The sequence below is a fragment of the Ferruginibacter sp. genome (assembly GCF_014377975.1).
Taxonomy (GTDB): Bacteria; Bacteroidota; Bacteroidia; order Chitinophagales; family Chitinophagaceae; genus Ferruginibacter.
Genome location: NZ_JACMOO010000111.1, coordinates 1 through 16,974 on the forward strand (window position 1 = coordinate 1; position 16,974 = coordinate 16,974).

General features: G+C 37.4%; 17 protein-coding genes. 8 read left to right on the forward strand and 9 right to left on the reverse strand.

Annotation, left to right across the window (positions count from 1 at the left end; genetic code table 11):
- A partial coding sequence (locus H7254_RS06575) for a hypothetical protein (RefSeq protein WP_301932213.1) occupies window positions 1-406 on the forward strand: 406 nt, incomplete at its 5' end.
- Window positions 407-601: 195 nt separating this feature from the next.
- The gene (gene corA, locus H7254_RS06580) at window positions 602-1,696 is read left to right on the forward strand and encodes a magnesium/cobalt transporter CorA (RefSeq protein ID WP_301932214.1); all 1,095 of its coding nucleotides are present in this window, start codon (window positions 602-604) and stop codon (window positions 1,694-1,696) included.
- Here corA and H7254_RS06585 read toward each other — a convergent pair whose 3' ends face one another.
- Genes H7254_RS06585 through pnuC form a run of 3 tightly spaced genes read right to left on the reverse strand, consistent with a single transcriptional unit; the run spans window position 1,697 to window position 3,425 of the window.
- Window positions 1,697-2,227: an AAA family ATPase gene (locus H7254_RS06585; RefSeq protein WP_301932215.1), complete on the reverse strand. Its 531-nt coding sequence runs from the start codon at window positions 2,225-2,227 to the stop codon at window positions 1,697-1,699. It lies immediately after the preceding gene.
- Between the two features lie 2 nt (window positions 2,228-2,229).
- Window positions 2,230-2,790 (reverse strand): DNA-3-methyladenine glycosylase I, encoded by a 561-nt coding sequence (locus H7254_RS06590; RefSeq protein ID WP_301932216.1) that lies wholly within the window; start codon window positions 2,788-2,790, stop codon window positions 2,230-2,232.
- Window positions 2,787-3,425, reverse strand: a complete 639-nt coding sequence (gene pnuC, locus H7254_RS06595; RefSeq protein ID WP_301932217.1) for a nicotinamide riboside transporter PnuC — start codon at window positions 3,423-3,425, stop codon at window positions 2,787-2,789. The genes H7254_RS06590 and pnuC overlap by 4 nt, the downstream gene beginning before the upstream one ends.
- Before the next feature lie 67 nt (window positions 3,426-3,492).
- Between pnuC and H7254_RS06600 the strand changes: the two genes are divergently transcribed.
- Window positions 3,493-3,861 (forward strand): MauE/DoxX family redox-associated membrane protein, encoded by a 369-nt coding sequence (locus tag H7254_RS06600; protein WP_301932218.1) that lies wholly within the window; start codon window positions 3,493-3,495, stop codon window positions 3,859-3,861.
- Window positions 3,862-3,912: 51 nt separating this feature from the next.
- Here the strand turns inward: H7254_RS06600 and H7254_RS06605 are convergent, their stop codons facing one another.
- Both H7254_RS06605 and H7254_RS06610 read right to left on the reverse strand, forming a co-directional pair.
- A complete protein-coding gene (locus H7254_RS06605) occupies window positions 3,913-4,512 on the reverse strand; it encodes a NifU family protein (protein ID WP_301932219.1) in 600 nt (199 codons plus the stop codon).
- 147 nt (window positions 4,513-4,659) lie between these two features.
- A complete protein-coding gene (locus H7254_RS06610) occupies window positions 4,660-7,005 on the reverse strand; it encodes an ATP-dependent helicase (RefSeq protein WP_301932220.1) in 2,346 nt (781 codons plus the stop codon).
- Window positions 7,006-7,527: 522 nt separating this feature from the next.
- On the opposite strand from H7254_RS06610, the gene recA reads away from it, so the two are divergent.
- Window positions 7,528-8,535 (forward strand): recombinase RecA, encoded by a 1,008-nt coding sequence (gene recA / locus H7254_RS06615; RefSeq protein WP_301922535.1) that lies wholly within the window; start codon window positions 7,528-7,530, stop codon window positions 8,533-8,535.
- Between the two features lie 108 nt (window positions 8,536-8,643).
- On the opposite strand, the gene H7254_RS06620 is transcribed toward recA, so the two are convergent.
- Window positions 8,644-9,873 (reverse strand): glycosyltransferase family 2 protein, encoded by a 1,230-nt coding sequence (locus H7254_RS06620; RefSeq protein ID WP_301932221.1) that lies wholly within the window; start codon window positions 9,871-9,873, stop codon window positions 8,644-8,646.
- A gap of 119 nt (window positions 9,874-9,992) precedes the next feature.
- Between H7254_RS06620 and H7254_RS06625 the strand changes: the two genes are divergently transcribed.
- The 4 genes from H7254_RS06625 (at window position 9,993) to H7254_RS06640 (ending at window position 15,076) form a co-directional block, all read left to right on the forward strand.
- Window positions 9,993-10,982 carry an aldo/keto reductase gene (locus tag H7254_RS06625; protein WP_301932222.1) on the forward strand — a complete coding sequence of 330 codons (990 nt, stop codon included), beginning with the start codon at window positions 9,993-9,995 and terminating at the stop codon, window positions 10,980-10,982.
- A 210-nt stretch (window positions 10,983-11,192) separates the two neighbouring features.
- Window positions 11,193-11,969: an inositol monophosphatase family protein gene (locus tag H7254_RS06630; protein WP_301932223.1), complete on the forward strand. Its 777-nt coding sequence runs from the start codon at window positions 11,193-11,195 to the stop codon at window positions 11,967-11,969.
- 517 nt (window positions 11,970-12,486) lie between these two features.
- Window positions 12,487-13,527: a thiamine-phosphate kinase gene (thiL, locus tag H7254_RS06635; RefSeq protein WP_301922539.1), complete on the forward strand. Its 1,041-nt coding sequence runs from the start codon at window positions 12,487-12,489 to the stop codon at window positions 13,525-13,527.
- A gap of 52 nt (window positions 13,528-13,579) precedes the next feature.
- On the forward strand, window positions 13,580-15,076 hold the full coding sequence (locus H7254_RS06640; RefSeq protein WP_301932224.1) for a S41 family peptidase: 1,497 nt from the start codon (window positions 13,580-13,582) through the stop codon (window positions 15,074-15,076).
- Between the two features lie 406 nt (window positions 15,077-15,482).
- Here the strand turns inward: H7254_RS06640 and H7254_RS06645 are convergent, their stop codons facing one another.
- The 3 genes from H7254_RS06645 to H7254_RS06655 all read right to left on the reverse strand — a co-directional run bounded on the left by H7254_RS06645 (window position 15,483) and on the right by H7254_RS06655 (window position 16,813).
- Window positions 15,483-16,133 (reverse strand): cytochrome b/b6 domain-containing protein, encoded by a 651-nt coding sequence (locus H7254_RS06645; RefSeq protein ID WP_301932225.1) that lies wholly within the window; start codon window positions 16,131-16,133, stop codon window positions 15,483-15,485.
- A gap of 133 nt (window positions 16,134-16,266) precedes the next feature.
- Entirely contained in the window at window positions 16,267-16,443 is a 177-nt protein-coding gene (locus H7254_RS06650; RefSeq protein WP_301932226.1) for a hypothetical protein, read from the reverse strand.
- Between the two features lie 226 nt (window positions 16,444-16,669).
- On the reverse strand, window positions 16,670-16,813 hold the full coding sequence (locus H7254_RS06655; RefSeq protein WP_301932227.1) for a hypothetical protein: 144 nt from the start codon (window positions 16,811-16,813) through the stop codon (window positions 16,670-16,672).
- Window positions 16,814-16,974: the final 161 nt, after the last annotated feature.

Below are 16,974 nucleotides of genomic sequence, written 5' to 3' on the forward strand. Positions count from 1 at the left end.
GGTTGATAATAAACTGAAACTGCTTTTAATAATAGCTTTTACATTTCTAGTTATGATCCCTACATTTTCAAGAATATTCAGGGCGTTTTTAAGACTTGTACTAAAAAAGCCTGCAATCCGGTTAACCAAATTTCGTTTTTATGATCACATTCATAATGTAGATTTTAGATGGGCAGATGTAAAACAATTACCTACAAATAAACTTAGCTGGTGGTCTTATTTAAGTGTTGAAAATTTGGCTATTCCAATTATACATCACCAAATAAAGAATCCATTAAAATATATTTATTTGGTGGTTGAGCGGTTTATAAACAGAAGAAAAATCAGAAAAATAAATTTATTTATACTGCAGGGAAAAAATTCTGAAATTCTTTCTGACATTATAATGTACAGTTACGCAAAATAAACAACCAGATACATTGCATTTAAAAAAGTACCGAAAGTACAAACAATGAAAACCCTGCTTTAAAAATTAAGAACTTACGCAAATAAAACTTCGGCTTTTATATAATTCTTTGAAGCCCGTTATTTTATTTATCCCATTTTAATTGCTTAATTTTCATTGATCTTTTTTTGTAAAAAATAGTATAATTGTTTATACATGCGCCGTAATAAATATTACATTCAAAAACTTGTTTCTCCTTTTACCATCAGTCGTACCAAAGAAATTGTAAAGGTTAATCCAACAAAAGTACCACAGCGGGCAGAAGCCAAAGAGATCAATATTTATGTGTACGATTTTGATACTTTAGTTATAGAAGAAAGAAAACTCATCAGCATTGCCGAATGCTATCCTTATCTGAACAATAATAAAATTACCTGGATAAATATAGAGGGCATACGCAAAGCTGATGTGGAAGCATTGTGTAATTATTACAATGTACATCCGCTGATACAGGAAGATATACAAAGCGTTGGCCAGCGGCCAAAAATGGATGAGATTGAAAATATTTTATTCTGTATTTGCAATATGCTTTTTTACAATGACGAGCTATACAAGGTAGAACAGGAACAGATAAGCATTGTGTTGGGTAAAAATTTTGTACTAACTTTTCAGGAAGAAGCAAATAAGGATGTGTTTAATCCTATACGGGATAAATTAAAAATTGCCGCCAGTAAGTTAAGGCAAAGCCGCCCCGATTATTTATGTTATGCCATGCTGGATATGATAGTAGATAACTATTTTGTTGTAATGGAAAAACTGGGTGAACGCATTGAAAATATAGAAGAAGAAATTCAAAACGGTGCAGGCAGTATTGCATTGGCAAACATAAATTTATTGCGTAAGGAAATGATCATTCTTAAAAGAAGTATTGCGCCGGTGAGGGAAGTTATTAATGGTTTTATAAGAACTGAGAGTGATTTGATTGAAGAGAAAACGTTGAAGTATTTTAAAGATGTGTACGATCATATCATCCAGGCAAATGATCTTTCTGAAAACTATCGCGATATTACGATGAACCTGCAGGATCTTTACCTGAACAATGTAAACCTGCGTATGAACGAGGTAATGAAGGTAATGGCCGTAGTAACCTGTTTACTGGCACCCGCCACTGTTATAGGTGGTATATTCGGAATGAACTTTGAAAAAATACCCTGGTTGAACAACGACCGGGGATTTTATGCAGCAGTGGGTTCCATGCTGATCATCCCTATCTGGATGATTGTAATGTTTAGAAAAAAGGGTTGGTTTTAATTATGTTAATTCATTTACTGCATCAATTGCCTTTTGTAACCGTTCTTCATAATTACCACAGATATCTATCCAAGGCACTTGTTGGTTTAGCAAGATGTCTTTGTAATGATGGTATAATTTTTCTCTTGTTACCAGGTCCGGATATTCTCTTAACTCATCTTTTACCCAGGGCAGATCAATATTGCAAAGCAGGTACAGGTCATACTTTCTTTCAACAATTGTATTCAAAATCCAGTGATGACATTTCTCGAAAACAAATTCGCACCATACTTTCATCACATACATATTGGTATCAATAAACAGTAATCCGGTATCGCTTTGCAGCATATTTTCAATGGCTGTTTCCTCCAGTTCAATTTGCCCTTTGGCCACTTCCAGCAAATTTTCAAACGTGTACGCAGTGCCGTTTTCCAGTAAATATTCCCGGGCATATTCTTTAACCCAATCAGTTTTATAATAGGAAGCTAATTGTGTGCACAAAGAACTTTTACCTGTACTTTCCGGACCAATTATCACAATCTTTTTTAGCATATTTATTTTTTATTCCACAAAGGTTTTGCCTTGATTACTTTTTTATACACCGTGCATGATGCATCGTGTGCTCCTGGCAAATAACCAGTGCTCACCAAAAATTCATTCACAATTTCGCCTCCTGTAAAACGAAAAGTTTTTTTAAAAAGCTGTGTCCATTCTTCCCTGGATTTCGGGTGCTGCTTATCCAGCCATTTTTTAAATGATCCAAATTCTTTTTGCAGGGTAACAATTGTTTTGGCATTTTCAATAGCCGCGTTCACCTTAAGCCGGTTTCGGATAATACCTGCATCATTCAACAATCGCTGCACATCTGCATCTTTAAAAGCAGCCACTTTTTTGATATCAAAATTGTGATAGGCTTTCCGGAATATTTCCTGTTTTTTTAAAATGGTTGTCCAGTTCAAACCGGCCTGGTTAATTTCCAGTATCAACCGGCAAAATAATTCGTTGTCATCTTCAATGGGAAATCCATATTGGTTGTCATGGTATTTTTTATGCAGCTTTTGTACATCCGTTTTCATGAGATGGATAACCTGGCAGTAGGTAGCGGGTTTAATCATACTTGTAAATTTAGCGGAGTATTTTTTCTTTTCAACCATTCAAATAAACCGGCAAATGCCATTATTAAAAGCACGATATAATATACGCTTGTAAAAACATAATGTTTTACAAAATACAAAGGTATCGACGAAATATTAGTTGCTATCCACCAGTACCAGCTTTCTACTTTCTTTTTTGTCATTAGCCACATGCCGGTAAATGCAGTAGCCGAAGCAAATGCATCCGCCCAGGGAATTGCACCTGGCGCAAAATCTTTTTTTAAATAGGTAAGTGCAAAAAAAATGGCTGTATAAAACACGGCAAAAAAACCAAGATGTCGCATCCATTCTTTTAGAGAGGCGGTGGTTATTTTCAAAACCAGGTGTTGTTGCTGATCTTTTTTTGTCCATAAAAACCAGCCATAGCAACTCATGATGGTGTAGTAAATATTTACACCCGCTTCACCCAGTAAGCCACCTTTAAAACTTAGATAAACATAAATAACGGTGTTGATTAGCCCTGTGGGATACACCAGGATATTTTCTTTGCGGCTGTACCAAACACTGGCAATACCTGTAAATACAGCAACATATTCGTACCAGGTGGTACGGCTGATATCCTGTATAAATTGCTGGTATATTTGTGTTGCAGTCATGGTAGCTGTTAGAGCATCAATTTATACCTTTATCTTTAAAAGAAAAGACATTCCTTAAAATTGCACGATGATAAAAAAAATTAGTTTGATAATAATGGCGGTATTTTACCTGGTGTCAGGTATCAATCATTTTTTACACCCGCAAAATTATTATCCATTGATTCCTCCCTATTTACCTTTTCATGAGTTTATAAATATGGCCAGCGGAACAGGTGAAATTTTCTTTGGCAGTTTATTACTATTTCCATTTACCAGAAAAGCTGGAGCTTATGGCATCATTGCCTTATTGATTCTTTTTATTCCTGCGCATATTTACATGATACAAAAAGGAGGTTGTATGAGCATTCAACTTTGTGTACCGGCATGGGTTGCATGGGTGCGTTTATTCCCCCTGCAATTTATATTGATAGCATGGGCCAGATGGTATGGTAAATAAAAAGCACCTCAGTTGAGATGCTTTCAATTATTTATTTCAGATCCAAAAAAATTATTCTGCTTCGGCCACCACTTCCTTTACTTCAGGAATCATTCTTTTCATCATCCCTTCAATACCTGCTTTTAATGTAATCATAGAAGATGGGCATCCACTGCAACTTCCCTGCAACATCAGGTTTACGCGTCCGTCTTCATAACTTTTAAATTGTATAGCGCCTCCATCCATTTCAACGGCAGGTTTTACATAATTTTCCAGCAATTCTTTAATCCGCTTTACTACGTCGTCATCATCTGCACTTACCTCATTACTGCTTTCACTTTTCATGTTAGCAACCGCTTCTTCATTAACAACCATTTTGCCCTCCTCCAGATATTCTTTTAAAAAAAGTTTGATGGTAGGGATTACATCCTGCCAGTCATCGGTATCAATAGTTTTTGTAAGTGTTACAAAATTACTGGCTATAAAAACAGATTTAATAAACGGGAATGTAAAAAGCTCCTGTGCCAGCGGAGATGGCGCTGCTGTTAACTCATCCTGAAAATCAATGCTCTTTCCCGGATACAGTAATTTGTTGGCAACAAATTTCATTGTCTCAGGGTTGGGAGTCATTTCTGTATATATACTTATTACCGGATTGCCTGTCTTAATCATAAAATGTATTTAAAAATTTCAATGTAAAGTTAACAAAATCCTGTCACAAAGGTTTGTTACGGCACTTTGTTGACTATTTGAAAGGGCAATAATTTCCTATTTCGAAACTTATCTTTTAAAATAAGCTTTTTTATACCGGGTATTGCTCTATTCCAGTATCCGCAATTTGGCGTAATTCAACATAATTTTTTTTTCACCGTTTATTTCAAAGTGTACTGTTGCAATAGGATTATGTGCCGCACCTTCCATTTTTATTACATCCCCAAAACCAAATTTCTGGTGTTCTACTTTTTGACCTGGTTGCAGGTTACTGGTATCACTTGCTACAAAATCTGCGGTAGGCGTATGTTCCTTATTTTGCGGCCTGGTGGGCACCAAATAAGCAGGTCTGCTTTTTTCTTCTTTTTTAAAAGGACTTTCAGCTGCCTTGTAACTGTTGCCACCCGCTCCCGTTTTATCAAATGAACTTCCGCCCCAGTTATTGCTGTGGCCGCTGCCACCCTGGTTTCTGATACCGCCGCCGGCAAAACTTTTATCAATAAAATCTCCGGGCATTTCGTCAATAAACCGGCTTGGTTCATTTTGCTGTAGTTGTCCAAAACGATACCGTGCATTGGCATAGGTAAGCCAAAGTTTTTTCTTGGCCCTTGTAATGGCTACATAAAATAACCTGCGTTCCTCTTCCAGCTCTTCCCTGGTATTAATGCTCATGGCATTGGGAAATAAGGTTTCTTCCAAACCTCCTACAAATACACAACTAAACTCCAAACCTTTGGCTGCGTGAATCGTCATCAGTTTTACGCTATCTGCATCTTCTTTATCATTATCTGTGTCCGTTAGTAAGGTAATTTGTTGTAAATAACTGCCCAGACTTTTATCTCCCACTTCACCATCTTCTTCATTCATGGGTGTTTCGGTAAATTCTTTAATAGAATTCAATAATTCCTGTGTGTTCTCATACCTCGCCAACCCTTCGGTGGTTTTATCATTAAACAACTCTTTTACAATGCCGGTACTTTTACCCACAATGATGGCCAGATCGTATGCATTTTTTTTCAGCAATTCGCTCTGGAACATTCTTATCATCAACACAAAATTATTGATGGCTTCCAATGTACCAGCTTTATATCCAAATCCGGAAGCTTTGGTCAATACTTCCCACAGCGTAATATTATTTTCGTTGGCAGACAACACAGCTCTGTCCATGCTGGTTTTACCAATGCCCCTGGTGGGATAATTTACAATTCTTTTCAATGCCTCTTCATCCTGTGGATTAACCACCAGCCGCAGGTACGCAATAAAATCTTTTACTTCTTTTCGTTGGTAAAAAGACAAGCCCCCATAAATGCGGTAAGTAATATTCATGCGTCGCAGGCTTTCTTCATAAGCCCGGCTTTGCGCATTGGTACGGTATAAAATAGCAAACTCTTTATTAAAATAATGATTGCGCAATTTTTCTTCCTGAATCGTATCAGCTACATATTTTCCCTCTTCGTTATCAGTGGCGGTACGCACTAGTTTTATTTTATCGCCCGGTGTATTGTCGGTCCACAGTTTTTTGGGTATCTGGTTTTTATTGTTTCCGATAATTTCGTTGGCAACGCTCAATATACTTTTTGTACTGCGGTAATTCTGCTCCAGCTTTACCACTTTTACATCATCGTAATCTTTTTCAAACTGTAAAATATTTTCAATGGTAGCTCCGCGAAAACTGTAAATACTTTGTGCATCATCTCCCACTACACAAATATTTTCATGCATGGCACCCAGTAATTTCATTATCTCGTACTGTGAGGTATTGGTATCCTGGTATTCATCTACCATAATATATTTAAACTTGCGCTGGTATTTACTCAATGCATCCGGATGATTTTTTAAAAGGATGTACATTTTAAACAACAGGTCGTCAAAATCCATAGCACCATTTTTAAAACAACGGTTGGCGTAAGCGGCATAGATCTGGCCAATCATGGGCCGGTTTGACCTTGCATCTTCCTGTTGAATGGTTGGATCGTTGATATATTCTGCCGGTCCAATCAAACTATTTTTAGCACTTGAAATTCTGTTGTACACTGTATTGGGTTTGTAGTACGCCGGATCAAGTTCCAGTTCTGCCAGCACGGTTTTAATTACGCTTTTGGCATCATCCGTATCGTAAATGGTAAAATTATTGGGATAACCAATCTTGTTCGCTTCTGCCCTCAAAATTCTTGCAAACACACTGTGGAAGGTGCCAATGTATAAATTGCGGGCCTCCGAATTGCCCAATACTTTTTCCACCCTTTCTTTCATCTCTTTGGCAGCTTTATTGGTAAATGTGAGTGCCAGAATATTAAAAGCATCTACGCCATGAGCCCCCATGAGGTGGGCAATCCGGGTGGTGAGAACTTTTGTTTTACCACTGCCGGCACCGGCAATAATAATAATTGGCCCGTCTTTATGTAGCACAGCCTCCCGTTGAGGCGCATTCAATTCATCTAAATAGTTCCGCATACGGCGAAGTTACGAATAGCGTTTTGGGCATACAGCGCTGTGGGGAAATATTTATATGCCATCGAAATTATACTTCTAAAGCTATTGTCATTTTAAAACTGTTTGCAGGTTATATGTTCAAAAAATATCACAAAAACGCAATTGCAGGCAAAAAACTAACAGTTTCGGGTATAGGTAATGTAAAATAACTATCGTCACTTTACATTGTTCAGGTATGAGTAGTAACTTTTGAATTCCATAGAATAAATTTTTTGCCCGTTTTTCCATCCGTTTTTAATACCCTTGATTTTAACTCTACTAATTTTCAGTGCCTGACGCACCCTGTTTCTGTTAACCAGAGCAGGTTTTTTTATGCCCTCCAAAAAGCGTTTAGTTAAGCAAAACATTGTTTTATTTAGTAAAACTAATTTTTTTACTAAATATACTAAATTTATTAGTGTTAATAAAAGAAAGCTATTATCTTTGAAGTCCTATATATTTTTACAAACGCGAAACAAGATACATCACTTAAAAAACATCACAATGAGCAACACTAACGTAGAAAAATTAAAGGCCCTTAAATTAACAATGGACAAAATCGATAAAGATTTTGGCAAAGGGTCGGTTATGATTATGGGAGATAAGCCCCATGTTCAGCAGGAAGTAATATCCACGGGATCGTTGGGCCTGGATGTGGCATTGGGTATTGGCGGGTTGCCAAAAGGAAGAGTAATAGAAATTTATGGGCCGGAAAGTAGCGGTAAAACCACTATTGCCACACATGTAATTGCAGAATCACAGAAAAAAGGCGGCATGTGTGCTTTTATTGATGCGGAACATGCTTTTGATAGTGCGTATGCACAAAAATTAGGTGTGGATATTGATAACTTACTGATCTCTCAACCCGATTATGGTGAACAGGCTTTAGAAATTGCAGATCGTTTAATTTTATCCGGTGCGGTAGATGTGGTAGTAATAGATTCAGTAGCAGCCCTGGTACCAAAAAGTGAGCTGGAAGGTGAAATGGGAGACAGTAAAATGGGTTTACATGCAAGGTTAATGAGTCAGGCATTGCGTAAACTAACCGCCACTATTTCTAAAACAAACTGCTGCTGTATTTTCATTAACCAGTTACGGGAAAAAATTGGTGTTATGTTTGGCAACCCCGAGGTTACTACTGGTGGTAATGCCCTAAAATTTTACGCTTCTGTACGGTTGGACATTCGCCGTATGGCACAGATAAAAGATGGTGACGAAGCCATTGGCAACCGTGTAAAGGTGAAAGTGGTAAAAAATAAAGTAGCTCCTCCTTTTAGAACAGCGGAGTTTGATATTGTTTTTGGAGAAGGTATTTCCAAAACAGGAGAAATTATAGATATGGGTGTAGAGTTGGGTATTGTACAAAAAAGTGGAAGCTGGTTTAGTTATGATACCAATAAATTAGGACAAGGCAGGGATTCGGTAAAACAATTACTGAACGACAATCCTGAAATGGCGAAAGAAATTGAAGCAAAGATCAGGGCTAAAATTGCTGAAATGCAAGCCACTTAAAAAAGGTTTTTCCGGGTTAGTAAATATGGGCCATTTCGTAAGGAATGGCTTTTTTTATCCCGTTACTGAAACAATAATTGCACTACCATCTTTTAAAATTAACCGGGCTTAACAGAGTGCAACCCAATTTTCCGCCTTATTGATTTTAGTGCTACCCACAATAAAGCACGATCCAGTGCTGTAAAACTGGTAATTAACCTTCGGATGTATACATTGAATGATATTAATTATTTTTTTTATCGAAAAATCATTCACACAAAAAATTATTGTTTCAATGCAATGTTTATTGATTAATTCCTGCACTTGTGGCAGTGTATCCTTTGTATTGTTAACAGGCGTATTGGTATCAACTATTGCTATTATTTGTAATTTTGCAGTTGTATTTTTTAATAAAATGACCAGCGATTCACATGTCTCCTTACCTCCAACAAGCAGAGCAGGCAAGTGTTTACCTGTTTTGTTATTCCCGATGTCTGATTTTGGAAAAAATACGCCGGCAAACAGTGTGTTCACAGTTTTTATTCCTAACACTGAATAAATAAAAAAGCTATACAATGCTGCCTTAACGCCACTATAATGTTTTCTAACAAAAAGATTCATTGCTCCGTAAAACACTTTTGCGTGTTGCAGGTTATCTTTATTTGTACTCTCACCTTTAAAATGAATAATCGTGCTTTCTGAAAAATAATAATTTTTGTACCCTGCTTTTTGAATCCGGTAACTAAGGTCAATATCTTCCCCATACATAAAAAAATCTTCATCGAAACTTCCAATTTCATCCAATACTTTTTTATTAACCAGCATAAATGCACCCGCTAAAACATCTACCTCCTGATTTTTATTTTCGGATAAATGCCCTGCATAATAACGGGCAAAAAATTTGGAATATGGAAACAATGCTGCAAAGCCATTGAGCTTAAAAAAGGAAGTTATTAATGTTGGGAACCCACGCTTACTTTCTTTTAAATATTTGCCAGTGCCATCAATCATCCTGATTCCTAAAGCACCAATATTTGCAGCAGATTCAAAGAACACAAGGCATTTTTCAAAACAATCTTCTGCAACAATTGTGTCAGGGTTTAAAAACAAAATATATCGGCCAGTTGCCTGCCGCAGCCCGATATTATTGGCTTTGGAGAAACCAATATTTTCTTTATTCCAGATAAAATGTACGTTGGCAAACTTATTGCTGAAAAAGGTATAACTGTCGTCGGTTGAATTATTGTCCACTACAATAATTTCGGCTTCCAGGTTTTTACAGGCTTTTACAACGCTGTACAAAGATTGCTCTGTAAAATATTTAACATTATAATTGACTATGATAACAGAGAGTTGCAAAAGATTTTGTTTAAATGTACGAAATACGATTTTTTATGGCACTATTCAAAATTCAACATTGTGCGGCGGTTAACGCACATTATTACTGATGCATTTTTAACTTTACAAAAAACAACTTTATGCAAATTAAAAAATTAGGCTTGCAAGGGCTAACTGCTTCGCAACTGGGTATCGGTTGTATGGGTATGAGTGAGTTTTATGGTGCAAGAGATGATGAAGCATCACTTAAAACGCTGCACCGGGCTTTTGAACTTGGTGTAACTTTTTGGGATACGGCAGATATGTATGGCCCATATATTAATGAAGAATTGGTAGGCAAAGCTTTAAAGGGTATCCGCAAAGAAATTACACTGGCTACAAAATTTGGCATTTTAAGAGACCCTTCAAATCCCACCCGTAGGGGTATTAACGGCAAACCCGACTATGTTAAATCAAGCTGCGAAGGAAGTTTAAAAAGATTGAACACAGAAGTAATAGACCTATATTATTTACACCGGGTAGATGCCGACACGCCCATTGAGGAAACAGTAGGTGCAATGGGGCAGCTGGTAACGGCTGGCAAAATAAAGGGGATTGGTTTATCCGAAGTATCTGCAGCCACGTTGCGCAGGGCGCATGCTACTTTCCCGGTATCCGCAATACAAAGCGAATACTCCTTATTTACCCGTGATCCTGAAGAAGAAATTTTACCGTTGTGTAAAGAACTGGGCATTGCATTTGTTCCTTACAGTCCGCTGGGTAGGGGCTTTTTAACGGGGCAGATAAAATCTTTTGAAGATTTTGACGCTACTGATTACCGGCGGTTTTCACCCAGGTTTCAGGGAGACAATTTTAAAAAAAATCTAGCGTTGGTAAAAAAAGTTGAAGACATTGCCCAACAAAAAGGCTGCACTCCATCTCAACTGGCATTAGCCTGGGTAATGACACAGGGAGATTTTTTATTTCCCATTCCCGGCACTAAACACATCAAATATTTAGAAGAAAATGTGGGTGCATTAAATGTTGAATTTAGCAAAGATGAATTACAAATACTGGATGCAATTTTTCCAAAAGATGCTGTACAGGGTTTAAGATACGCGGAGCAAATGATGGGTAGTTTGAATGGGTAAGGCAGCCGCCTATATCCTCCAAAGGCGGACTTTTTAAGCGTGTAACAATTACAGGGTATTTCCAAAAAGGGTTTGCATGAAATGCCGACCCTTTTTTTACCACTACAATTTGCTACTGTAGCTTTTAGAAAAATAAATTCTTCCCTGCAGTATTAGCACTTCAAACTACCACAGAGATTTAGGGAACTTTTCTCTTCCTATCTTTGCAACATGATAAAAAATACCTTAATAAAGGCTACGGAAGCGGGGGCAAAGGAACTGGTACGTTTTTTTAATGGCGATTTTAAAATTACCAACAAGGAAGGTATCAACAATCCGGTAACGGAAGCCGATCATGCATCTGAAAAAGCTATTTTTGAAATCATCAAAAATGATTTTCCCGTTCATTATATTTTAAGTGAAGAAGCGGGTGAGATTGTCATGGACAGCAGCTATAAATGGATCATTGATCCCATTGACGGCACCATTAATTTTGCCAACGGCATCCCTATTTGCTGCATCAGCATTGGTTTGGAACACAATGGACAAATAATAATGGGAGCCGTTTACAACCCTTTAATGAATGAGTTTTATTTTGCTGAAAAAGGCATGGGAGCAACCTTAAATGATAAGAAAATAACGGTAAGTAATAAAACAGCCGTAGTAAATAGTTGTCTGGTTACCGGCTTTCCGTACACGTACCTCGACACGCCCAACGGACCATTGCAGGTTTTTGAAAAATTGATCCGCAAAGGAGTTCCGGTGAGGCGTTTGGGCAGTGCCGCTATTGATTTGTGCTGGGTAGCCTGCGGAAGATTTGATGGTTTTTACGAACACAAATTACAAGCCTGGGATAGTGCTGCGGGCTTTTTAATGGTAGAAGAAGCAGGTGGAAAAATAACTGATTTTGCAGGTGATTATTATTCTGTTTATCAGCCACACTTATTGGCTACCAATGGAAAAATACATGATGAAATGTTGGGGATAATAAATGGAAACGGGTTGTAGGATATTGAATTGAAAAGGAGCTTGCAATTCTTTTAAAAAAATTAATTCCCAAACAACATGGTACTATTAAAAACTGCAATGTCAAGAGGATTTGTTCCTATAATTTTCTTAATCAGTTTCATAGTAATTTTTACACCTGTTCTGACTTGTTTATTGATGAAATTGTTTTGGAGGATTTTAAAAAAGAAGCATACATTAATTTAAAAAAGCCTTATTATAAAGATCCATTACCATTCATCGCAAGTATAATTTTATCTATTTCATTTTTGATATTTGTATTTTATTTGCTCATCCTTTGGTTTGATAAAGCTTTTCAGAATTATGGATATTACAATTATAAAACAGTGTCCCCTCAATTTTCGGAGGGATAGCAGCGTGAGGGATAGAAGCGGAAATACTTTTTTGAGGCACGAAAAAAAGATTGCAGCGGATAGCCCGGCCCTTGCGTAGCCAGGGACACGCTCAAATAATAATTTAATAACGATTGTTTACAAAAGCAAAAAAATAGTATCATAATATGAGCAGCGAAAGAACAGAAATAACTTCTTTGGGAGAGTTTGGTTTAATAGATCATCTTACTCAAAACAACGAAACAAAAAATGCCAGTACCGTTTTAAGTGTGGGCGATGATGCCGCTGTGCTGGATCATTTTGGAAAACAAATAGTGATAAGTACGGATATGCTGGTAGAAGGTATACATTTTGATTTGATGTATACGCCTTTAAAACATTTAGGCTATAAAAGTGTGGTGGTAAATATCAGCGACATCTATGCAATGAACGCCACGCCCACACAAATAACGCTGAGCATTGCCTTTAGCAACCGTTTTAGTCTGGAAGCAATGGATGAATTTTATGAAGGCGTGTATGCTGCCTGCGAAAGATATGGCGTAGACCTGGTGGGAGGAGATACCACTTCTTCTCAAAAAGGATTTGTAATTTCTGTAACGGCTATCGGGGAAATTACACCAGATACTTTTGTAAAAAGAAGTACCGCAAAAAAAAGCGACCTGCTTTGTGTGAGCGGGTTTTTAGGTGGGGCATTTTTGGGTCTCACAATTTTAGAAAGGGAAAAAAGAATTTTTGCGGAAACCGGTGCCCAGCCCGACCTGGAAAACCAGGCATATATTGTTGGCCGTTTATTAAAACCCGAAGCAAGAAAAGATATTGTTGAGTTTTTTGCAGAGAATAAAATTATGCCCACTTCTATGATTGATGTAAGCGATGGCCTGAGCAGCGAAGCATTGCATATTTGCAAAGAAAGTAATTTGGGCTGTGTTATTTACGAGGATAAAATTCCTATTCATGAAGACGCCCGCCAATTTGCATATTCTTTGGAACTGGACCCTACAGCCTGTGCCTTAAGCGGTGGTGAAGATTATGAATTACTATTTACATTGTCGCAAACGGATCATGATAAAATTGTGTTGAACGAACAGATCAGTGTAATTGGGTACATGACGGAAGCCGAAGAAGGAACCCATATCATAACCAGGGGGGGCAATAAACACAAACTGGTAGCACAGGGATGGAACCACATGAATCCCCCATCCCAATAAAATGATACATACTGCTGTTATTTAAAATCGCAGTTCGCATTCAACAGCACACATGATAAAAAAGTTTTTATTACCTCTTTTTGCCCTACTGGTTATTGGTGCTGGCTGCGCTGTGAGCAATAAAAATTACATGCCCAACAAAAAGTATTCCCGGCAGGAACTGCAGGCAGATTATTCGTTGTTAAGAAACATTCTGGAAAAAAAACATCCGGCGCTTTATTGGTACACACCTAAGGACAGCATGAATTTTTATTTTGACAGTTTGTACAATGCCATTGCGGATTCTATGACGGAACTTCAGTTTGGCTGGCAGGTGCTGGCACCGCTTACCCACAACATTCGCTGCGGACATACCAGTTTTAACATGAGCAAACACTGGAACAAATATATCAGCGATAAAATAACACCGTCCTTTCCATTATTTTTAAAAGTAATGGGTGATACCATGGTGGTTACCGGCAACCTAAACCGGAAAGATTCTATCATAAAAAAAGGCACACTCATCAATTCTATCAACGGTATCCGCAATCATGAATTGATTCAGCAACTATTTCAATATCTGCCGCTTGACGGCTACGCAGACAATGTAAATTATATCCGTATCAGCAGCAATTTTCCCTATTACCACCGCAATATTTTTGGTATTTATAAAAATTACCGGGTTGGATATACTGACAGTACAGGCGCAGAAAAAACTACCTTACTGCCCATGTTTAACCCTGTGATTGATTCTTCTTTTAAAAGAAAAAAGCATTTGCTTGAACCAAGGCCTCCCCGCCGGCTGCTTAATAAGGAACGGCGGGAAAGTTATCGTTCCCTCAGCATTGACAGTAGTATCAATACCGCAATCATTACCTTAAATACTTTTAGTAATGGCGGTGGCAGGCGGCTGCGTTCGTTTATAAAACAGTCTTTTAAAACCATCAGGCAGCAGCAGGTAAAAAGCCTGGTTGTAGATTTGCGGGGCAATGGGGGCGGGGATGTTAACATGTCTGCACTGCTCACCAAATATTTGCGCAACACACCTTTTAAAATCGCTGACACCTCCTACGCCAAAGCCAAATCATTTGGCCCTTATACAAAATATATCAGCCAGGGTTGGCTGAGTAATATCGGTTTACTATTTGTTACTAAAAAGAAAAAAGATGGTTATTTCCATTTTGGTTATTGGGAAAGGCATTGGTATCATCCAAAGAAAAATAATCATTTTGATGGAAAAATATATGTGCTTATCAACGGCCCCAGTTTTTCTGCCACCACTATATTTTGCAATGCCGTTAAGGGGCAAAAAAATATAACCCTTGCGGGAGAAGAAACCGGCGGAGGCTGGTATGGCAACAGTGGCTTACTGATTCCCGATATTACCTTAACCAATACAAGGCTAAGGGTGAGGCTTCCTTTTTTTAAAATTGTTCAGTTTAATCATATAACAAAAACCGGTCGGGGTGTATCGCCGGATCTTTTTATTCCACCTACCGTGGAGGGTGTGCGGAATGCCATCGACAGGAAAATGGAAATTGTAAAAGGGCTGATCAAAGCGTCGCAATAGTTATCTCAAAGCCTGAGTAGAGTAAAAAGTTTAGTTGGCTTTACTATATTATCTCACTCAAATTAAAATTAATTATTCAGGTTAATATCAGGCAGGGTAAATAATATTACTAAAAACGTTCGGACTGATTATTTTTCCAGGTCTTTTCGCTTTTTATTTTATCCATCACATTTTTTCTCCCAATCTTTATCTTCTTCATCCTTCAAAGTAATTCTCTGCACCTTTAATTCCCATTTCAACATTTACTCTCTTTTTCCTGTTTTGAAAAATTGGTCAGGATATGTATTTATAAAGCATGCATCAATATTTTATTAACTTGTTAACGGCTGTTTGCTCCTTACCCATACTATAAAGTGGATGGGTATTGTTGATTTTTTATTGAGTTAGCATTATCCCTTCATAGATCTTAATTGTTTTCTTTTCCATTTATCATCCTTGATATAATGCCATTATATTTAGTAAGATCGGCCCGTATAACACCCGCTATATGGAGTATAAAAAAAGTATATAATCCCCACTGTACTACACTGTGCGTTTCTTCTGCTATATGATGTACCGGCTTTAACCATTCCACATCTTCAAAAGCAAGTATCAACCCTGTTGAAGCCATTGTAATAAAAAGTATATAAAATACCACGTAGCTGTATTGTACAAAAAGAAAATGCTTTTTTTCTGCAGTGCCTGCGGGATAACCAAGCGCTGAACGAATCTTTGTTGCCAATTTTTTTTCCTTTGACATTATTACTTCAATGATGATACGGCTGAAGATCAGGAAACTAAGGCCAAAGCCAATGTACTTGTGAAGCATCCACAATTTATCACTGTATTCATGAGCCACATTCCGGGCCTGTTCTTTGGTAACAATACCCCCTTTTTCATGCACCTGCTGCTGCACCATACTGATATTGGTACTTGTTTTAAATAATGTTGAGGCAAATATTACAGTAGCGATAGTAGCAGTGAAGAATAAAAATGTAAGCCAATGCCATAACCTTATGATTGCTGGTTTGGCTGTACGGAAAAAAATATGCTCGTTGTTTGCAGTAGCTGTTGACATGTTATAGTTTATTTTATTTTTTATGTATTTGACGGGTAAAGTTATATGGCAAAACTGTGCCAGGCAACCAAAACTTCTGCAGGAAGCTCCAGCCTGGTTCAAAAAATATACTAGCTGTTACATAAAATATTTTTTAAATGAGGCGACCGCAATTCATAGAATCTTCGTTGCGCACTTTATTTTGACAAATTGTTATCTCCCGTTCAAAGGAAATAACAATCAATCCTTTCATCTGTTGTAATGCTGCTGAATGAACATAACCTTTACCGATTAATGTCATCACAAGTAAAATTTCCATTATCTTTTTCATGCAGTTTTTTAGTGTACGATACAAACTTATTACACCCGTAGCTATATAAAGTTGCCATGATGTGAACCACCAAAGTTTGCTATAAACTTTAAAATTTGTCTGCTCTTCAATGATATACCAAAAGTAATACGGCGCAATAAGCATTTGGGCACACTGAAAAAAGACCGATCGTACTACATTTTTCCAAAAACCCGGCTGACAATTGTATTTTTACTATGTGTCATTTTCAGCGCTCCTTATCTGCTTCGCATTGTCTTTTAATTTTATTCTGCAGTTTTTCAATCACCATCGGCTTGGGGCAGCCGGATAATTCCAAGCTACCAGCAATGCGTGTACCTGGTGTATAACTGCTGCTAAATAGTAAAATCATTTACCAATTTTAAAAACAGATACTTCCATAAACACCTTAAATATCTTAGCCAGTTATGCCGGTTATGATAATTGGGAAGCCTTCAGGCAAGATATTCCATCCATAGGTTTTCAGGCACTTGATTTAGAACAAGAATCTGAACTATACCTTGATTTTTATAA

What these genes read in the sequence shown, in the direction of transcription:
- corA (WP_301932214.1), top strand. Translation starts at nt 602, where the DNA reads ATGCGCCGTAATAAATATTACATTCAAAAACTTGTTTCTCCTTTTACC.
- H7254_RS06585 (WP_301932215.1), bottom strand. Translation starts at nt 2,227, where the DNA reads ATGCTAAAAAAGATTGTGATAATTGGTCCGGAAAGTACAGGTAAAAGT.
- H7254_RS06590 (WP_301932216.1), bottom strand. Translation starts at nt 2,790, where the DNA reads ATGATTAAACCCGCTACCTACTGCCAGGTTATCCATCTCATGAAAACG.
- pnuC (WP_301932217.1), bottom strand. Translation starts at nt 3,425, where the DNA reads ATGACTGCAACACAAATATACCAGCAATTTATACAGGATATCAGCCGT.
- H7254_RS06600 (WP_301932218.1), top strand. Translation starts at nt 3,493, where the DNA reads ATGATAAAAAAAATTAGTTTGATAATAATGGCGGTATTTTACCTGGTG.
- H7254_RS06605 (WP_301932219.1), bottom strand. Translation starts at nt 4,512, where the DNA reads ATGATTAAGACAGGCAATCCGGTAATAAGTATATATACAGAAATGACT.
- H7254_RS06610 (WP_301932220.1), bottom strand. Translation starts at nt 7,005, where the DNA reads ATGCGGAACTATTTAGATGAATTGAATGCGCCTCAACGGGAGGCTGTG.
- recA (WP_301922535.1), top strand. Translation starts at nt 7,528, where the DNA reads ATGAGCAACACTAACGTAGAAAAATTAAAGGCCCTTAAATTAACAATG.
- H7254_RS06625 (WP_301932222.1), top strand. Translation starts at nt 9,993, where the DNA reads ATGCAAATTAAAAAATTAGGCTTGCAAGGGCTAACTGCTTCGCAACTG.
- H7254_RS06630 (WP_301932223.1), top strand. Translation starts at nt 11,193, where the DNA reads ATGATAAAAAATACCTTAATAAAGGCTACGGAAGCGGGGGCAAAGGAA.
- thiL (WP_301922539.1), top strand. Translation starts at nt 12,487, where the DNA reads ATGAGCAGCGAAAGAACAGAAATAACTTCTTTGGGAGAGTTTGGTTTA.
- H7254_RS06640 (WP_301932224.1), top strand. Translation starts at nt 13,580, where the DNA reads ATGATAAAAAAGTTTTTATTACCTCTTTTTGCCCTACTGGTTATTGGT.
- H7254_RS06645 (WP_301932225.1), bottom strand. Translation starts at nt 16,133, where the DNA reads ATGTCAACAGCTACTGCAAACAACGAGCATATTTTTTTCCGTACAGCC.
- H7254_RS06650 (WP_301932226.1), bottom strand. Translation starts at nt 16,443, where the DNA reads ATGAAAAAGATAATGGAAATTTTACTTGTGATGACATTAATCGGTAAA.
- H7254_RS06655 (WP_301932227.1), bottom strand. Translation starts at nt 16,813, where the DNA reads ATGATTTTACTATTTAGCAGCAGTTATACACCAGGTACACGCATTGCT.